This is a genomic window from Pseudomonas kilonensis (assembly GCF_001269885.1).
GTDB classification, from domain to species: domain Bacteria; phylum Pseudomonadota; class Gammaproteobacteria; order Pseudomonadales; family Pseudomonadaceae; genus Aquipseudomonas; species Aquipseudomonas kilonensis.
Window position 1 is genome coordinate 18,131 of sequence record NZ_LHVH01000031.1, and the last position, 15,877, is coordinate 34,007.

The 15,877-nt window shown below is 60.3% G+C and carries 13 protein-coding genes; 5 read left to right on the top strand and 8 right to left on the bottom strand.

The features are described 5' to 3' along the window. Positions 1-41: 41 nt before the first annotated feature. Positions 42-500, bottom strand: a complete 459-nt coding sequence (locus AD662_RS22825; protein ID WP_053189790.1) for an REP-associated tyrosine transposase — start codon at positions 498-500, stop codon at positions 42-44. Between the two features lie 353 nt (positions 501-853). On the opposite strand from AD662_RS22825, the gene AD662_RS22830 reads away from it, so the two are divergent. Beyond that, positions 854-3,961 (top strand): transglycosylase domain-containing protein, encoded by a 3,108-nt coding sequence (locus AD662_RS22830; protein ID WP_018603301.1) that lies wholly within the window; start codon positions 854-856, stop codon positions 3,959-3,961. 19 nt (positions 3,962-3,980) lie between these two features. Here AD662_RS22830 and AD662_RS22835 read toward each other — a convergent pair whose 3' ends face one another. From AD662_RS22835 to AD662_RS22865, 7 genes are all read right to left on the bottom strand, one after another. Further along, complete coding sequence (locus AD662_RS22835) at positions 3,981-4,475, bottom strand: CS1 type fimbrial major subunit (RefSeq protein WP_033062481.1); 495 nt, start codon at positions 4,473-4,475, stop codon at positions 3,981-3,983. A 223-nt stretch (positions 4,476-4,698) separates the two neighbouring features. After that, complete coding sequence (locus tag AD662_RS22840) at positions 4,699-5,181, bottom strand: CS1 type fimbrial major subunit (RefSeq protein WP_053189817.1); 483 nt, start codon at positions 5,179-5,181, stop codon at positions 4,699-4,701. A 59-nt stretch (positions 5,182-5,240) separates the two neighbouring features. Further along, a complete protein-coding gene (locus AD662_RS22845) occupies positions 5,241-5,984 on the bottom strand; it encodes a pilus assembly protein (RefSeq protein ID WP_033062484.1) in 744 nt (247 codons plus the stop codon). A gap of 60 nt (positions 5,985-6,044) precedes the next feature. Next, complete coding sequence (locus AD662_RS22850; protein ID WP_053189791.1) at positions 6,045-7,277, bottom strand: hypothetical protein; 1,233 nt, start codon at positions 7,275-7,277, stop codon at positions 6,045-6,047. A gap of 62 nt (positions 7,278-7,339) precedes the next feature. Further along, positions 7,340-8,587 carry a hypothetical protein gene (locus tag AD662_RS22855; protein ID WP_033062474.1) on the bottom strand — a complete coding sequence of 416 codons (1,248 nt, stop codon included), beginning with the start codon at positions 8,585-8,587 and terminating at the stop codon, positions 7,340-7,342. 286 nt (positions 8,588-8,873) lie between these two features. After that, a complete protein-coding gene (locus tag AD662_RS22860; RefSeq protein WP_033062475.1) occupies positions 8,874-11,408 on the bottom strand; it encodes a CS1-pili formation C-terminal domain-containing protein in 2,535 nt (844 codons plus the stop codon). 125 nt (positions 11,409-11,533) lie between these two features. Continuing rightward, positions 11,534-12,019 (bottom strand): CS1 type fimbrial major subunit, encoded by a 486-nt coding sequence (locus tag AD662_RS22865; RefSeq protein ID WP_018603314.1) that lies wholly within the window; start codon positions 12,017-12,019, stop codon positions 11,534-11,536. A 426-nt stretch (positions 12,020-12,445) separates the two neighbouring features. Here AD662_RS22865 and AD662_RS22870 point away from each other — a divergent pair, with 426 nt between their 5' ends. From AD662_RS22870 to purT, 4 genes are all read left to right on the top strand, one after another. Next, on the top strand, positions 12,446-13,024 hold the full coding sequence (locus AD662_RS22870; RefSeq protein WP_053189792.1) for a PadR family transcriptional regulator: 579 nt from the start codon (positions 12,446-12,448) through the stop codon (positions 13,022-13,024). Next, on the top strand, positions 13,021-13,806 hold the full coding sequence (locus tag AD662_RS22875; protein WP_053189793.1) for a siderophore-interacting protein: 786 nt from the start codon (positions 13,021-13,023) through the stop codon (positions 13,804-13,806). Before AD662_RS22870 ends, AD662_RS22875 begins: the two co-directional genes overlap by 4 nt. 211 nt (positions 13,807-14,017) lie before the next feature. Next, positions 14,018-14,494 carry a preQ0 transporter gene (locus tag AD662_RS22880; RefSeq protein WP_053181629.1) on the top strand — a complete coding sequence of 159 codons (477 nt, stop codon included), beginning with the start codon at positions 14,018-14,020 and terminating at the stop codon, positions 14,492-14,494. 77 nt (positions 14,495-14,571) lie between these two features. Further along, positions 14,572-15,753 (top strand): formate-dependent phosphoribosylglycinamide formyltransferase, encoded by a 1,182-nt coding sequence (purT, locus tag AD662_RS22885; protein WP_018603333.1) that lies wholly within the window; start codon positions 14,572-14,574, stop codon positions 15,751-15,753. Positions 15,754-15,877: the final 124 nt, after the last annotated feature.

Genomic DNA, 15,877 nt, shown 5'->3' on the forward strand with positions numbered 1-15,877 from the left:
TCCACAGGTAAATTCCCTGGTCACAGGGAGCATGAGACGCCTCAAAGCCATGCGGCGTCCCAGAGAGGGTAATCGCCAATGCGATCCACCAACCCCGCCCGAAGCGGATTGGCGATGATGTAGCGGGCGGAGGGCTTCAGATCCTCGTTGTCGCGGATCGCGCGGTCATGGAAACCGCTTTGCCAAAGCGGGCCAGAGACTCCGGTTATGTTGTTGACACGATGGGTGCATCGAGCTTTGGTGGCGCCGATGACACGACTCAGATGGCAATCGTGAACTTGCAGCAACCAATGGAAATGATCCGGCATCACCACCCAGGCTAAAGAGTTCACCTGGCCCGAATCATGAGCACGTTTGAATTCGGCGACCAATAGCCGTCCAATCTTCCAATCGGAAAAAACCGGCCGCTGCTGATGAACAACAACAGTCACCAGATAGGCTCGTCCTGGCTCTGAGTAACGACCTCGACGCAAGCGATGAGAATTGGGGCGTGAATGCATTCCTTGCTTCCTTTGAAAGGGTTTGAATGCAGCCTAGCCATGCAGCTAGTTTTTCGATGCGGAAAAGGTCGAGCGAATATTCCGAAGCTTGCGTAGTACTTGTGGCGAGGGGATTTATCCCCGCTGGGCTGCGCAGCAGCCCCCCCCAAAACCGCAACCCGGTATTGTCTGGACAATTGAGCTGCCTGCATTGGGGGCTGCTGCGCAGCCCAGCGGGGATAAATCCCCTCGCCACAGGAACCTCGCCACCTGTTGGTCTCACATTGATGCCCACAATTTCCCCGCCCCCCACGCCAACCACCGTCTAAGCTTCAAGCAAGTCCGATCAATCTGCGTGAATGGATCAGTCGACTATGGGCGCTTTGTGGCAAACCGATTCGAATGAACCTGTGGTCCCGACTGAACGTATGGAAGAAGCGCCTTTACCTCAAAAAAAACGCCGCGCACGGCATGGCTGGCGGGCATTCTGGTTGTTGCTGCTGATTATCGTGGTGGTGGTCGGCCTGGCGGTGGCCAAGGAAATGCGCACGTCGCGGTTCCAGGCCCGGGAGCTCAGCAAATACGCTGAGTCCCTGAGCTATGCGGTGCAGCCGGGGCCCAGCGATGCCATCGTCTATCCGGGTGCAGGCCCGTTCGACCGGCGCTTGGGCTACAGCGCGCTGGGGGAATTCCTGCCGCGCCTGCTCAAGCGCGACTACGTGATCCAGGCCCAGGCGCGGTTCTCGCCGGCCTTGATGGGCTACGTCGAAAAAGGCCTGTTCGTGCCCTACGCGGAAAAGATCCAGGCCGGGCTGACCATCACCGACTGCCGCGCCGCACCGGTCTATCAGTTCAAGTACCCGCAGCAACTGTATGCGAACTTCGAAGCGATTCCGCCCGTGGTGGTGCAAAGCCTGTTGTTTATCGAGAACCGCTTTCTGCTCGACCCCAAGCAACCGCTGGCAAACCCGGCAGTGGACTGGCCGCGCTTCGGCATGGCGGCCTGGTCGCAAGTCGCCAAGCTGTTGAGCTTGCCGGGACAGTCCGCCGGGGGCAGCACACTGGCGACGCAACTGGAAAAATACCGGCACTCCCCCGAGGGCCTCACCGTGTCGGGCGGGGAAAAAATCCGCCAGATGATTTCCGCCAGCGTGCGGGCTTATCAGGCCGGCCCGCAAACCCTCGAGGCGCGACAGCGGATCATCCGCGACTACCTCAACAGCGTGCCGCTCTCCGCCGTGCCGGGGCATGGTGAAGTCCATGGCATGGCTGAAGGCTTGCGAGTCTGGTACGGCGCCGATTTCAAGCAGGCCAATGAACGCCTGTCCAGTACCGCCAACGACCCCAAGAGCCTGGCAGAAAAAGGCCTGGCCCTGCGGGAAATGCTGTCATTGATGATCGCCCAGCGCCGGCCGTCCCATTTCCTCTCCAAGGGCCACGATGAACTGGCACGCCTGACCGACAGCCACATCCGGCTGTTGGCGCAGAACGGTGTGATCGATGCGCCGCTGGCCGCGGCGGCCCTGGCGAGCAAGGTCAGTTATCGTGACTGGGTCAAGGATCCCACCGTCCAGCCCAACGAAACCAACAAAGGCATCAGCGCCGCCCGCAGTCGCCTCGCCGCCCTGCTCAATCGTCCGCTGTACGACCTCGATCGCCTCGACCTCTCCGCCACCAGCACCTTGCAAAGCGACTTGCAGGCCCAGGCCACCGACTACCTCAAGCGCTTGGCCGACCCGGCCTTCGCGACCGAGATCGGCCTGATGGGCGAACGCCTGCTGACCCCCTCCAGCACCACCCAGGTGCGCTACAGCTTCACCCTGCTGGAACTGACCCCCGATGGCTCACGCGTGCGGGTGCAGACCGACAGCACCGACCAGCCCTTCGACATCAACGAAGGCAGCAAGCTGGAACTGGGCTCCACCGCCAAGTTGCGGGTGCTCACCACGTATCTGCAGATCATCGCCGAGCTGCACGAGCGCTATGCCCAGCAAACCCCGGCGGCATTGAAGAAAGTCGACATCGCCGAGCCGGACCACCTCTCCCGCTGGGCCGTGGACTACCTGATCCAGAACACCGACCGCAGCCTGCCGAAAATGCTCGAGGCCGCGCTGGACCGCACCTATTCAGCCAGCCCCGGCGAGGCATTTTTTACCGGCGGCGGGCTGCACACCTTCCACAACTTCCGTAAAGAAGACAACGGCCGCATCCCCACACTGCGCGACTCCTTGCGTGAATCGATCAACCTGCCGTTCATCCGCCTGATGCGCGACCTGGTGCGCTACGCCACCTATGCCGGCCCCAATAACAGTTCCGAGCTGCTCAAGGACGACAAGGACCCGCGCCGCCAGGAATACCTGGCCCAATTCGCCGACCGCGAAGGCACCTCGTTCCTGCTCAGGTTCTGGAAGAAGTACCAGAAAAAGGACACCGGCCAACGCCTGGAAACCTTCCTCGACGGCATGCGCCCTACGGCGATCCGCCTGGCCGCCGTTCACCGTTATTTCTTTCCCAACGACAGCCAGGAAAATTTCAACCGCTTCGTACGCGCGCACTTGAAATCGGCCAAGAGCGCGGAAAAACTCACCGACGAACGCCTGGAACGGCTCTATCAAAGCTATGGCCCCGGCGCCTATGACCTGCCGGACCAAGGCTTTATCGCCAAGGTCCACCCGCTGGACCTGTGGTTGATGGGTTACCTGCTGAACAACCCCGACGCCAAGTTCAGCCAGATCGTCAAGGCCAGTGAGTTCGAGCGCCAGGAAGTCTACAGTTGGCTGTTCAAGAGCCGGCACAAGAGCGCCCGCGACAGTCGCATCCGCACCATGCTGGAGATTGAAGCCTTCCTGGATATTCACCAGCGCTGGCAGCAGGTCGGCTATCCGTTCGACCACCTGGTGCCGTCGCTGGCCACCGCCATCGGCAGCTCCGGCGACCGTCCCGCCGCGTTGGCGGAACTGGTGGGCACCATCCTTAACGATGGCATCCGCAAGCCCGCGCTGCGCGTCGACAGCCTGGACTTTGCCGTCGGTACGCCTTACGAGACACGGCTGGTGAGCAATCCGGATAACGGCAAGCGCGTGATGCCGGTGGAAGTGGCCCAGGCCTTGCGCGGTGCGCTGTCCCAGGTGGTGGATGCCGGCACCGCGAAACGCGTGGCCGGCAGTTTCAAGTTGGCCGACGGTACACCGCTGGCCATGGGCGGCAAGACCGGTACCGGCGACAACCGCATCGAAGCGATCGGCTCCGGCGGGCGGGTGATCAGTTCCAAGTCGATCAACCGCACCGCCACCTTCGTGTTCTTTATCGGCGACAGCCATTTCGGCACCCTCACCGCCTACGTCCCGGGGGCCTCGGCGCAGAACTTCAAATTCACCTCGGCCTTGCCGGTGCAAGTGCTCAAGGGCATGGCGCCGTTTCTCTCGCCCTACTTGCAGCCGGGGACTCATACCCAGTGCAAGCCGTTGGTGGCGAGGCAATGATTTGCACAAGGGCTCTGGATTACAGGGTCACGCGAGGGACTGCATCGAAGATGACAGTGAAGCTCCCGGTGTATAGGCCTGGTTCTTCTCCACCAGGACGACTGGATGGATAGATAAGCATCTCGACCTGGGTGCCTGGCGTGGAGGAAGCATCATCCACCACCTCCTGAGGCACACTGCTCAGCATCGTCCGGTTGAATGCTACCCACAGGTCAATCTGACTTGTCCCGTTGCTCAGCCAAGCCCGACCTTCCTCGATATAGGCATGCACGGAGCCTTCCGTGTTTTTTACATCAAAGGTCTGGCGCACAATACTCAGACGTTGTGTCACAGGGTTGTAGTGCATCACTTCGTTCCTGCCAAACTCCGGATCCCGCGGCTGCACATGAAACTGCTTGTTCGGAATGTTGGCGGTGATGTGAATGGACGAGCGTGCATCATCGGCCGCCATTACCCACGAAGAATTCAAGGCCGCGACAGCCAGAGCAGTCACGAACACCCTCTTTTTAAACATGTTTGACTCCTTTTTTATAGTTAATAGCACCTGTGGCGAGGGAGCTTGCTCCCGCTGGGTGGCGAAGCCGCCCTCGCTTTTCAACCCGCTGAAAAACGCTTCAGCCATGCCACCGTTGCGACTGCTGCGCAGCCGAGCGGGAGCAAGCTCCCTCGCCACAGAGCTTCATGCAGATGCTCCACTCCATGAGCCTTACCACTCCATGCACTTGCGCTGGCTCGCTCTACGGCGCAGTCGCATCGAACACCATGTGCACCGTGCCGTAGTAGTCGCCGGGCTTGTAGTCGTCAGCGGGTTTGATGGCGGCGATTTCCAGCGGCACCTGGCGCCCAGGACGGGCTTCGGTGGCCGAGACCACCTGGGCCGAATCCAGGGTCAATACGACGTTGTTGAACATCACCCGCAAGTCAATGCGCTCACGGCCATTGGACAGGTACGCCTCTTCCCCCAGACGTGCGCCGATGGCGCCGTTGCTGTTCTTCACCTCGTAGGTCGCCCGCAAGGGGCTGAGGTCGGTGGTGATGGTGCTGAAGGGCAGGCGCTGTTCGCGTTGGACCAATTGCGGATCGAGGGGCAACACGTAGAAGTCGGCCGTCGGGATGGTCACGTAGACTTCGAACGTTTCCCGCTCGACCGCGCCCCAGGCCGCAGCCCAGGGCAACGTCAGGGCAGTCAATGCGAGGGGGGGTATCAATGCCTTGAACATTTTGGTCTTGAACATTTTGATTACCTCTGGCACCCACGACGGCTCGGCGACGGCGGCCATCAACCTTTGATCTCGACGTTCTTTTTCTGGTTGCCTTCGACCAGGGTGAAGCGGTACTCACGCCCCGCTTCCTTGTCGAACGCAAAGCTCTGGCCGCTCTTGACGTGATGCTTGGTGGTCGGCTTGCAGTCGTTGTCTTTCTTCGCCACGCAGTCCTTGAACTCATCGATCACCAACACGGTGTTGCCGTTGTTACGCAATTGGTAGCGGCTGGCGCTGTCCTCGATCACTGTCTCGTAACGGGTGTCCTTGGGCCGCACGAAAAACACGGTGCCGTAACCCGCCAGGATCTTGACCCCGGCGGCCACGCGTTCCTTTTTATATTCCTCGCGTTCTTCGGCGCTGATGGCGAACTCGTCTTCGGCTTCCGGCACTACCGGCACAAAACGCACCCGGAAGTAACGCTCCTTGTCGCGGTTGCCCATGAACAGCAACCGCGTGCCCTGCACCCCGTTGGCCGGTACGATCAGCCGCGCCGGGCTGGCCATCAGGCCGTCCTTGGCCTGGGCACTGGCCTGGTTCTGCAGCGGCACTTCCTGGTAGGTGCCGTCCTCGTTGTAGATGATTTCCAGGATATTGACCTTGACGAACGCCGTGGACGTCCCGCCGTTGAATACCCGTTTCATGTAGGTGCTTTTGTCGCCGTCCAGGTAGTCGTAGACCACCCCGACACCAATCTGCGGCCCGGCCTGGGCCATGCCGCAAAACAGATAGAACCCAACCCATGCCCATAAATGCTTCATCACTTTTTCAACCTCATGCATTAAACGTAATTCACTGAATATGGCTGGCCTCAAGGCCGCTCAGACTTCCGAATCCCAGATCACCGTGACGTTGCCGGTATAGGCCTTGGCGCCGCTGTCCAGCATCTCTTCGACGCTGCTACGGGCCACTTCAAAGTGCAGGGTGCCCGGCCTACGATCGACGTAGAAACCCGGCTGGAACAGTTCGGTGCCGCTGCCGTCACGCAGCAACCGGCGACGGTTGGCCGGTTGCCCGGAGCTGTCCGTCAAGCCGTCGGGCAGGGTCACGCTGACGTCCACCGGCACGGCGTGGCCGGTGCCGGTTTCGGCGATCGCACAGGTATTGCCACTGGTGTGCTGGCATTCGATGGCCATCTTGAAACGTGACGAGGCCGAGATATGGAAGCGTTGATCGCGAAACAGCCGAGCCGGTTTTCGCCCACTGTTCAGCCAGGCTTGCCAGCCTTCCGGGGGCACCAGTTCGACGCGGTTGCCGCCGGGGGGCACTTCGACCTTGAGGGTGTGCTCGACGTCGAGTTTGAAATTGAGGGTAATCACCGAGTCATTGGGGAGCATGACGTCACCCATATCGAAGTCCTGCCCCGGCCCGACGCCATAGCTCACCGAGCCCCGGTATTGACCGGACGACATCTTCAAGGGGTTGGGTGTGCGCAGTTCGTAGGCGAAGTCCAAGTAGTGGTAGGCAATGCTGGGGATCAAGTAGGCGGCCTTTTTGGCACACACCCCCTCGGTTGGCGTCTTCCAAAAGAAGTTATAGATGTACTCGTTCATGGTCCCGAAATGGGTGGACTGACAGGGCGAAGGCGCGTACTTGAAACTGGAGCCGCTCCATAACCTGTTATGGGCGGTTGTGAGATCCACACCGCCACCCACCAGACTGATGACGCTGACAGGGAGTCGGTAGCGCGAACCGATGCCGGAGACACGAACTTGAACGATTTCAGTTTCGCCCGTATCGGTATGGATCACCTGTGCCAGGCGCCAAGTGGCGGGCACATCAAACATCGCCCCTTGCCGGGAATCCCCATGATTGGCTTGAATGGGACCGGTAGACTCGAAGGCAATGGGCAGCTGGATGCTGAACATTTTTTCCCTCTCACAGACCGCCGGATACAGCGCGCAATAACCCGAGACCGGGGTCGTGTTGAGAAAGGTGTTTTCATTGGGCTTCGAGGGATCGGGCCTGAATATGGCGCTGACATCCTTGCTGACGGCATGAGCCGTCGATACACCGGTCAACACCATCACCGATACCATGCCTTGCACTGCCATTGGTAACTGCTTCATCTCTACCTCACCCTCAAATCGGCCCGGACTGCCCAAGCCACTCCTTTTTAAATTTCCGAATCCCAGATCACCGTGACGTAACCGGTGTAGGCCTTGGCGCCGCTGTCCAGCATCTCTTCGACGCTGCTACGGGCCACTTCAAAGTGCAGGGTGCCCGGCCTACGATCGACGTAGAAACCCGGCTGGAACAGTTCGGTACCGCTGCCGTCACGCAGCAACCGGCGACGATTGACCGGTTGCCCGGCGGCGTCGGTCAAGCCATTGGGCAGGGTCACGCTGACGTCCACTGGCACGGCATGGCCGGTGCCGGCTTCGGAGATCGCGCAGGTATTGCCGCTGACGGTTTGGCATTCGAGTGCCATCTTGAAACGGGAAGAGGCGGAGATATGGAAGCGTTGGTCGCGGAACAACCGCGTGGGTTTGCGGCCGCTGTTCAGCCAGGATTGCCAGCCTTCCTGGGGGACCAGTTCGACCCGGTTGCCGCCGGGGGGGACTTCGACTTTGAGGGTGTGCTCGACGTCAAGCTTGAAGTTGAGCGTGAGCGCCGAATCGTTGGGGATCATGACATCGCCCATATCAATGTCCTGCCCGGGCCCGACGCTATAAGTCAGCGACCCGGTGTATTGGCCGGAGGACATTTTCAGTGGGTTGGGGGTGCGCAGTTCGTAGGCAAAGTCCAGATAGTTGTAGCTCATGGCAGGGATCAAGTATCGGGCCGTTTTCCCACACACACCTTCTGTCGGCACCTTCCAGAAAAAGGCATAACTCGTAATGTTATAGAGTGAAACACCGCTGTATTGACATGGCAAAGGCGCATACACCCATTCAAGACCGCTCCATAACGCCCGGTGGGCTCCCCAAACGCTCGCGCCGCCACCTACCAATTCGATCACACTATTGGAGAACAATTGTCTCGACCCAAAGCCGGACCAGCGCACTTCAACAGTTTCTATTTCGCCCGTCCCCGTATGGGTAACTTGTACCGGACGCCAACTGGCAGGCACTTTAAACATCGCACCTTGCCGAGGATCTTCATGATTCGCCTGGATAGGACTGATCGTATTGGCAGAGAGACGTAATCGAACGCTGAACATTCCTGTCGCCCTGCAGTCCGACGGTCTATCTGCGCAGTAACCACTGATAGGCGTGGTATTGAGAAAGGTATTCTCATTGGGTTTCGATGGGTCAGGCCTGAACAGAGCGCTGATATCCTGGGTCAAGGCATTGGCCGCAGGCACGCACGCAAACAACAACACCGAGACCACGCTGCGCACTGCAACCGATAAGGGTTTCATTTATACAACCTCATACAATCAAGACAAATCGCTGCAAATAGGTAGGTGAGCAATTCACTTGTGGGAGCAAGGCTTGCCCGCGATGCAGGCGCCTCGCTCTTCAGGTGAACAGCGTTATCGTTCATCGCGAGCAAGCTTTGCTCCCACAGTTTCAGGAGCAAGCTTTACTCCCACAGTCTCAGGAGCAAGCTTTGCTCCCACAGTTTCAGGAGCAAGCTTTGCTCCCACAGTTTCAGGAGCAAGCTTTGCTCCCACAGTTTCAAGAGCAAGCTTTGCTCCCACGGTCTCATGAGCGCTGTTTCGCACTGTCAGCCTCGGCCAGCGTCGTGTCGGCCAAGGTATCCGGCGTACACCGCAAATCACCGATCATCAGCACATCGCCTTCGCGGCTCGCGTTGTCCGGGTCGAGGCGGAACCGGCAGAACAACTCGCTGCCATAACGCACTTCCAGGGTCGGCGAGCCGGCATTCATTTCCATGGAGAAGAACCCGTCCGCCTCGCTGACACCGCGACTGGCGTGGTTGATCACGTGATGGCCCTTGAGCGGTTCCCCCTGTTCGTCCAACAGACGACCCAGCACGGTCACTGTTCTCAACACACTGATCTTGCGGTAATCCACCCCGCCCTTGTTCAGGTGATAACGGGTGCGGGACGGCTCGATGTTCGCCGCCGGCGGATGCACGCCGTCGAAATCGAAGGTCACCATGCTGTTCTTGTAGGCGGTGATCGGCACGAAATTGCGGCCCGGGTGCAAGGTGGTGCTGCCGCCGGTCAAGTCGTCGGCCCGCAGGATGATGTCGTCCAGGTCGGTTTCCACGTCGACGATCATGCCGGCACCGCGCCCCTGGGGCACGCCGGTGAAGGCGGCTTTCTGCCCGCCCACCGCCACCGTGCTGCTCAGGTTCAAACCGCCGGTGAGGTTGTCGTTGTAGGAGGAACGCTGGATGAAGCCATCGCCGTACATCGACTCGGTCATGAAGCTGGCGATACCCGACAGCCCGACGCCATAGGTGTCGGCCAGCGCCGTGGCGGAGACGCTTTGCAAGACGTGGTCTTCCAAGTCGCGGCGATACGAAACCGAGGCATTGTTGTCCCGCGCGCCATCGCGCGAAGTGCGGGTGCCAACGCTGCCCGACCAGTATTCGCCCGGCCCGCCCAAGGCGACGCTGAGGCTCAGGTCCAGGCCACGGTTGCGCTTGTCGGCGGTGCTCGAAGTGCCGGGGCGGTCGAACACCGACAGCCGCCAGTTGGCATCGCTGCCACGCAGCGTGGTGCGCTGGGTCCAGCCCAAGTCCAGGCCGGTGCCCTGGACGTTGCCTTCGCTGTAGGCCAACCGGCCGTTGATGGAGTTCTTGTTGCTCAAGCGATGATTGACCGACAGCGATGAATTGCTGGTCTGGCCGACGTAGACGTTGCGCTGGCGGATACGGGTGCCGTCCGACAAGGTTTCGTAGGTGTTGCGGGTGTCGAGCCAACTGCGGTTGTGACTGGCGACGATGCTGCCATGGCCGTAGCTGTACAGGCCTTGCAAGTCCATGCCGGTGCCGTACTGCTGGGTCTGGTAGACGTTGGCGTACAAGCTGGTGTTGCTGGCGAGCGTCCAGTCGATCGAAGTGCCCACTTGCAGTTTGTCCTGCACCTGGCGCGTGGACGCACCGAGGATCACCCGTGGGTGCAGCAGGTAGTTGACGCCGATGCCGGCGGTCGTGAAACCCGAGGGCTGATCTTCCCAGTTGCTCCACAGCCGGGTTTCGCGACCGGCGAACAGGTTGTAGCGCCAGCGGTCCTCGGTACTGTTCCAGTTGTTGGGCTTGTAGACCAGCTCCTGGCTGGTGGCGGTGGTTTGCCCATCTTCAATCAGCCGCACTTCCACTTCATAGATACCGCCGGGCAACGGGCGGGTGTCCAGGCTCTGCAAGCCAGCGCTGACGGCCTGGGTATTGATCAGCAGGCCGCTGCGATAAATTTCCACCGACGCCTGGCGGCTGGCGGTGACATAAATGGGGTAGACGCTGGGCTTGGGATTGTCGATCACCAGGCTGTCGGAGCTGCCGTACATCACCCCCAGCGCGGTGTCCGGGTTGGCGCCGAACGAACGGATCTGCCGATTCAAGCCATCGGAACCGGGCGTGAAGTAACCCAGGCGGAAGAAATTGCCTTCCATTTCCCGTTGGGTATAGAGCTCATGGACGGCGTGGTAGAGCTTGTCGTCCGGCCCGCCAAGACGCGAGAGCTGAAGGTCCAGCGACTGGCTCCAGTTGCCCACGCTGGAACTGGCGTTGAGGCCATACCGCCCACCGGTGTCCTGTTTCTGGCCACCGTTGATATTGAGTTGGTTATTGAAGATCAGGCCGAGGCTGCCGCCTTCCGGCTGATCGTAGAAACGCTTGGCTTCAGTTGCGCGCTCGACATCCTGGGTCAGGATCGACACCAATGAATTCTCGAGGCTGTAATGCACGGCCAACAGCCCGCCGGTGCAGTTGGTTTCACACGCGCCCAGCACTTGTCCCTGCTTGAGGCGTTGCTCCCATTGTTCGCGCTCGACGGCCTTTATCGTGCTGTCTTGCGTTTCGGTGAATTCCAGCAAGGTAATGCGATCATCTCGCGTCAAGACCACCATGGCTTCGCCGAGATACTGCTGATTGAGTTCTATACGAACCGCGAGTGGCACATCGAAGAAGTGGGCTTCAAACTCCGCCGGCAGGCCCTTGGCCTGGGACAACAGGCTTCTTGGCGTCGTACCGGGGGCGATTGGCGCGGCCAATGCTGTCGCGCACAAAAATAGCGCGAGCGCACCTGCGATGGGTGTCATCGGAAACATCAACGGATTCTCATATTCAGCGTGCTATCGGGGCGTTTCAGGTACAGGCCGACCGGCTGGGGAGGGCCGGCCGGCCTGCGGCGATGCCCATGGGCGAGGAGAGACTCACCGGGCAGCGAATGGCCTTACGGGCGCGGCACGGCGTCGAAGATGACGGTCATGTCAGCGGTGTACAGGCCGTTCTGGGTGTCCAGGGGCCTGGCCGCGACGATGGTCATGTCGGCCTGGGTGCCTGGCGTGGAGGTCGCATCGTCCACCACTTCCTGCGGTATGGCGGTCAGGGTGACGCCGTTGAAGGCGGTGGTCAGGGCGATGGAGTTGCTGCCGTTGTACAGCGCGGCCGGGCCGCCTTCGATATAGGCGTTTACCGAACCTTCGGTGTTTTTCACGTCGTAGGTCTGGCGCAACGAAGTCAAGGTGCCGCTGACCGTGTTGTAGCTCATGACTTCGTCTTTACCGAAGTCAGGGTTGCGTGGCTGCACATGGAACTGCTGGGTCGGGATGTTCGCAGTGATGTGGATCGACGAGCGAGCATCATCGGCAGCAAATGCCAGCGAAGAACCCAGGGCGGCGGCGACCAGGGCAGTACTGGATACGAGTTGTTTGAGCATGTTGTTAACACCTGTTCTTAGCAATAAAGAGAAAAGGTTGAAATTTGCAAACCAAGCGCAATTTGGCTTGCCCTCCAACGCCGAGCATGATCGGCGCTCTTTAACTAAAAAAAAGCAGGAAGATTCCTATAGGCTTGTAGTAAATCCAATATACGAAAGAGCGAAAAATACGCAGTTTTCGATAAAACATAAGTTTGGATGTCAGAAACAGCCCACATTTTAAGCCTACGCCACTTTTATCATTACAAATGTATGCCGCCGCATCCCGCATACATTGAGCATTCAGGTAAGGTCCTTTCCTGAACCCAAGTAACCCGCCGCCAAACCAAGATGTATCTTAGTTTGCGAAAAACAATCAAGTTAAAAGATATATCTTTTATTCAAGATATATCTGAGTGCTATCTATATGCAGAACGGAGACAGCATATGAACGCCCTTTATTCTCATTCCGACTCTTCCTCCAAACGCGAACACGACGGTTTCGAACGACGCCCGACAGGTTCGCGTGGCAACCGGGCCCCCCGGGTCTTCGCCGCCGGTGATTTGAAGGTGTTGTTGCTGGCGCTGATTGCCGAGCAGCCATGCCACGGCTACGACCTGATCCGCCGGATAGAGCACATGTTCGAGGGTGCCTACAGCCCCAGCCCCGGTGTGATCTATCCGACCCTGACCTTCCTGGAAATGAACGCGATGATCAGTTGCGGCGTCGAAGACGGAAAAAAGTGTTACAGCGTGACCGATGCCGGACGTCTATCCCTGGAGAAGCAGGCCGAAGTGCTGGATGAGGTGCGTACGCGCATTGAAATCAGCAAGCGCACATTGCGCGGCCATGATCGTCCCCCGGAGATCCATGAAGCGGTGTATAACCTGCGCCATGCCCTGCAAAAGCACCCTGGCCACTGGAGCCCGGAAGAAATCCGGCGGGTGCGCGACCTGCTCAACGACACCGCCAAAGCCATCATCGACGGCCCCGACCGTCCACCTGTCTCGGAGTCAAGCCAATGACCGAAGTCGATCCAAACACTATTCATCGTGTCAGCCATGAGATCAAACGCCGTCGCCTGCAAGTGTTGCGGGTGCAGGACCTGACCCCACGCATGCGCCGCATCACCGTCGGCGGGCCGGAACTGGCCGGGTTCGCCAGCCTGGGTACGGACGATCATGTGAAATTGCTGTTCCCGCAGAACGCCGAGGAACACGCTGCTCTGGAAAACTTCAGCCCCAGCATCGACAAGGCCCAGGGCCCGATGCCCGAGATGCGCGACTACACCCCGCGCCGCTATGACCTCGATACCCTGGAGCTGGACGTCGATTTCGTGCTCCACGGCGACGGCCCCGCTGCAACCTGGGCGGCCCAGGCAACGCCCGGGCAATATCTCTACATCGCCGGGCCACGGGGCTCGATGATCGTGCCGGACATCTTCGACAGCTACCTGCTGATCGGCGACGAAACCGCCCTGCCCGCCATCGCCCGTCGCCTCGAAGGCCTGGCGCCCAACCGGCGTGCCCTGGTGGTGGTGGAAGTGGAAAACGGCGCCGAGCAGCAGATTCTCCAAAGCCCGGCGCAGGTGCACGTGATCTGGGTGCTGCGCGAGGGGCGCCAGGACAACCTGCTGCGCACCGTGCAACAGCTGGACATGCCCGGCGGCAAGCTGTACGCCTGGGTCGCGACCGAGAGCAAGGTGTCGCGGCAGATTCGCAAGGTGTTGCTGGAAGAGAAAGGCCTGGACCAGGACTTTGTGAAGGCGGTGGGGTATTGGAAGCTGGATGACAGTGAGGACGATTGAGGGACTGGCGGTGGCTGAAGTACCCTGCACCCGCTGACTGAACACAACCCTCTTTGGGAGCAAGGCTTCTGTGGGAGCAAGGCTTGCCCGCGATGAGGACGATGCGGTCTTTCAGAAATCGAGTCGCCTGTTTCGCGAGCAAGCTTTGCTCCCACAGGGCCATCGCTGTCCTTTAATGTCTTGATCAACCTTCCACCAGGTACCCCGCCCCATGCTTTTCCTGCTCGCCTACATCAGCAGCGTCGTGCTGATCAACTTCGCGTTTTCCGCCGCGCCGCACCTGGACATCATCTGGTCGGCCTGGGGCGGCCTGGTGTTTATCCTGCGGGACATGGTGCAGACCCGTTTCGGCCACGGCGCCATCGCGGCGATGCTGGTGGCGCTGGTGTTGTCCTACGTCACCTCGGACCCAACCATCGCCCTGGCCAGCGCCACGGCGTTCGCCGTGTCCGAATGCATCGATTGGCTGGTGTTCACCATCACCAAGCGCCCACTGCATGATCGGTTGTGGATCAGTTCGGCCCTGAGCATTCCCCTGGACACGTTCATCTTCTTCGGCCTGATCGACGCCCTGACGCCCGCCGTGGTGATCACCGCCCTGCTCTCGAAATTCGCCGGGGTCACCGCCGTCTGGCTGATCATGGCCTGGCGTTTACGTAAACAGGCCATCACCGGGCGGTTCATGTAAAATGCCGCGCTTTCTCCCATGGGAAGCTCGCCCGGCGCGCAACCCGCGATGATCCGCTCCTGTTTGAGGACCTTCAGATGACCCGTATCGGAACCCCATTGTCGCCCACCGCGACCCGCGTTTTGTTGTGTGGCAGCGGTGAGCTGGGCAAGGAAGTGGTAATCGAACTGCAGCGCCTGGGCGTCGAGGTGATTGCCGTGGACCGCTACGCCAACGCGCCGGCCATGCAAGTGGCCCACCGCAGCCATGTGATCAACATGCTCGACGGTGCTGCCCTGCGTGCGGTGATCGAGGCCGAGAAGCCGCATTTCATCGTGCCGGAAATCGAAGCCATCGCCACCGCCACCCTGGTGGAACTGGAAGCCGAAGGCTTCACCGTGATCCCCACCGCCCGCGCCGCGCAACTGACCATGAACCGTGAAGGCATCCGTCGCCTGGCCGCCGAAGAACTGGGCCTGCCGACCTCGCCGTACTTCTTCGCCGACACCGTGGAAGACTACCGCAAGGCCGTGGAAACCCTGGGTTTCCCGTGCGTGGTCAAGCCGGTGATGAGTTCCTCGGGCAAGGGCCAGAGCCTGCTGCGCAGTACCGATGACGTGCAAAAAGCCTGGGACTACGCCCAGGAAGGCGGCCGTGCTGGCAAGGGCCGGGTGATCATCGAAGGTTTCATCGATTTCGACTACGAAATCACCCTGCTCACCGTGCGTCACGTCGGCGGCACCACCTTCTGCGCGCCGGTCGGCCACCGTCAGGAAAAGGGCGACTATCAGGAATCCTGGCAGCCACAAGCCATGAGCCCGGTGGCCCTGGCCGAATCCGAGCGCGTCGCCAAGGCAGTGACCGAGGCCCTGGGTGGTCGCGGCCTGTTTGGCGTCGAGCTGTTCATCAAGGGTGACCAGGTGTGGTTCAGCGAAGTCTCGCCACGCCCACACGACACCGGCCTGGTGACGCTGATCTCCCAGGACCTGTCGCAATTCGCCCTGCATGCCCGCGCCATTCTCGGCCTGCCGATCCCGCTGATCCGTCAGTTCGGCCCTTCGGCCTCGGCGGTGATCCTGGTGGAAGGCCAATCGACCCAGACCGCTTTCGCCAACCTGGGCGCGGCCCTGAGTGAACCGGACACCGCCCTGCGCCTGTTCGGCAAACCGGAAGTCAACGGCCAGCGCCGCCTGGGCGTGGCCCTGGCCCGCGACGAATCCATCGAAGCCGCCCGTGCCAAGGCGACCCGCGCCTCGCAGGCCGTCAAGATCGAACTGTAAACAAGATCGCTTGCCCATGGTGACCTGTGGGAGCAAGGCTTGCCCGCGATGAACGATAACGCGGGCCACCTGAAGACCAAGGCGTCAGCATCGCGAGCAAGCTTTGCTCCCACGGTTAACTGGG

What these genes read in the sequence shown, in the direction of transcription:
- AD662_RS22825 (WP_053189790.1), bottom strand. Translation starts at nt 500, where the DNA reads ATGCATTCACGCCCCAATTCTCATCGCTTGCGTCGAGGTCGTTACTCA.
- AD662_RS22830 (WP_018603301.1), top strand. Translation starts at nt 854, where the DNA reads ATGGGCGCTTTGTGGCAAACCGATTCGAATGAACCTGTGGTCCCGACT.
- AD662_RS22835 (WP_033062481.1), bottom strand. Translation starts at nt 4,475, where the DNA reads ATGTTTAAAAAGAGGGTGTTCGTGACTGCTCTGGCTGTCGCGGCCTTG.
- AD662_RS22840 (WP_053189817.1), bottom strand. Translation starts at nt 5,181, where the DNA reads ATGTTCAAGGCATTGATACCCCCCCTCGCATTGACTGCCCTGACGTTG.
- AD662_RS22845 (WP_033062484.1), bottom strand. Translation starts at nt 5,984, where the DNA reads ATGAAGCATTTATGGGCATGGGTTGGGTTCTATCTGTTTTGCGGCATG.
- AD662_RS22850 (WP_053189791.1), bottom strand. Translation starts at nt 7,277, where the DNA reads ATGGCAGTGCAAGGCATGGTATCGGTGATGGTGTTGACCGGTGTATCG.
- AD662_RS22855 (WP_033062474.1), bottom strand. Translation starts at nt 8,587, where the DNA reads ATGAAACCCTTATCGGTTGCAGTGCGCAGCGTGGTCTCGGTGTTGTTG.
- AD662_RS22860 (WP_033062475.1), bottom strand. Translation starts at nt 11,408, where the DNA reads ATGTTTCCGATGACACCCATCGCAGGTGCGCTCGCGCTATTTTTGTGC.
- AD662_RS22865 (WP_018603314.1), bottom strand. Translation starts at nt 12,019, where the DNA reads ATGCTCAAACAACTCGTATCCAGTACTGCCCTGGTCGCCGCCGCCCTG.
- AD662_RS22870 (WP_053189792.1), top strand. Translation starts at nt 12,446, where the DNA reads ATGAACGCCCTTTATTCTCATTCCGACTCTTCCTCCAAACGCGAACAC.
- AD662_RS22875 (WP_053189793.1), top strand. Translation starts at nt 13,021, where the DNA reads ATGACCGAAGTCGATCCAAACACTATTCATCGTGTCAGCCATGAGATC.
- AD662_RS22880 (WP_053181629.1), top strand. Translation starts at nt 14,018, where the DNA reads ATGCTTTTCCTGCTCGCCTACATCAGCAGCGTCGTGCTGATCAACTTC.
- purT (WP_018603333.1), top strand. Translation starts at nt 14,572, where the DNA reads ATGACCCGTATCGGAACCCCATTGTCGCCCACCGCGACCCGCGTTTTG.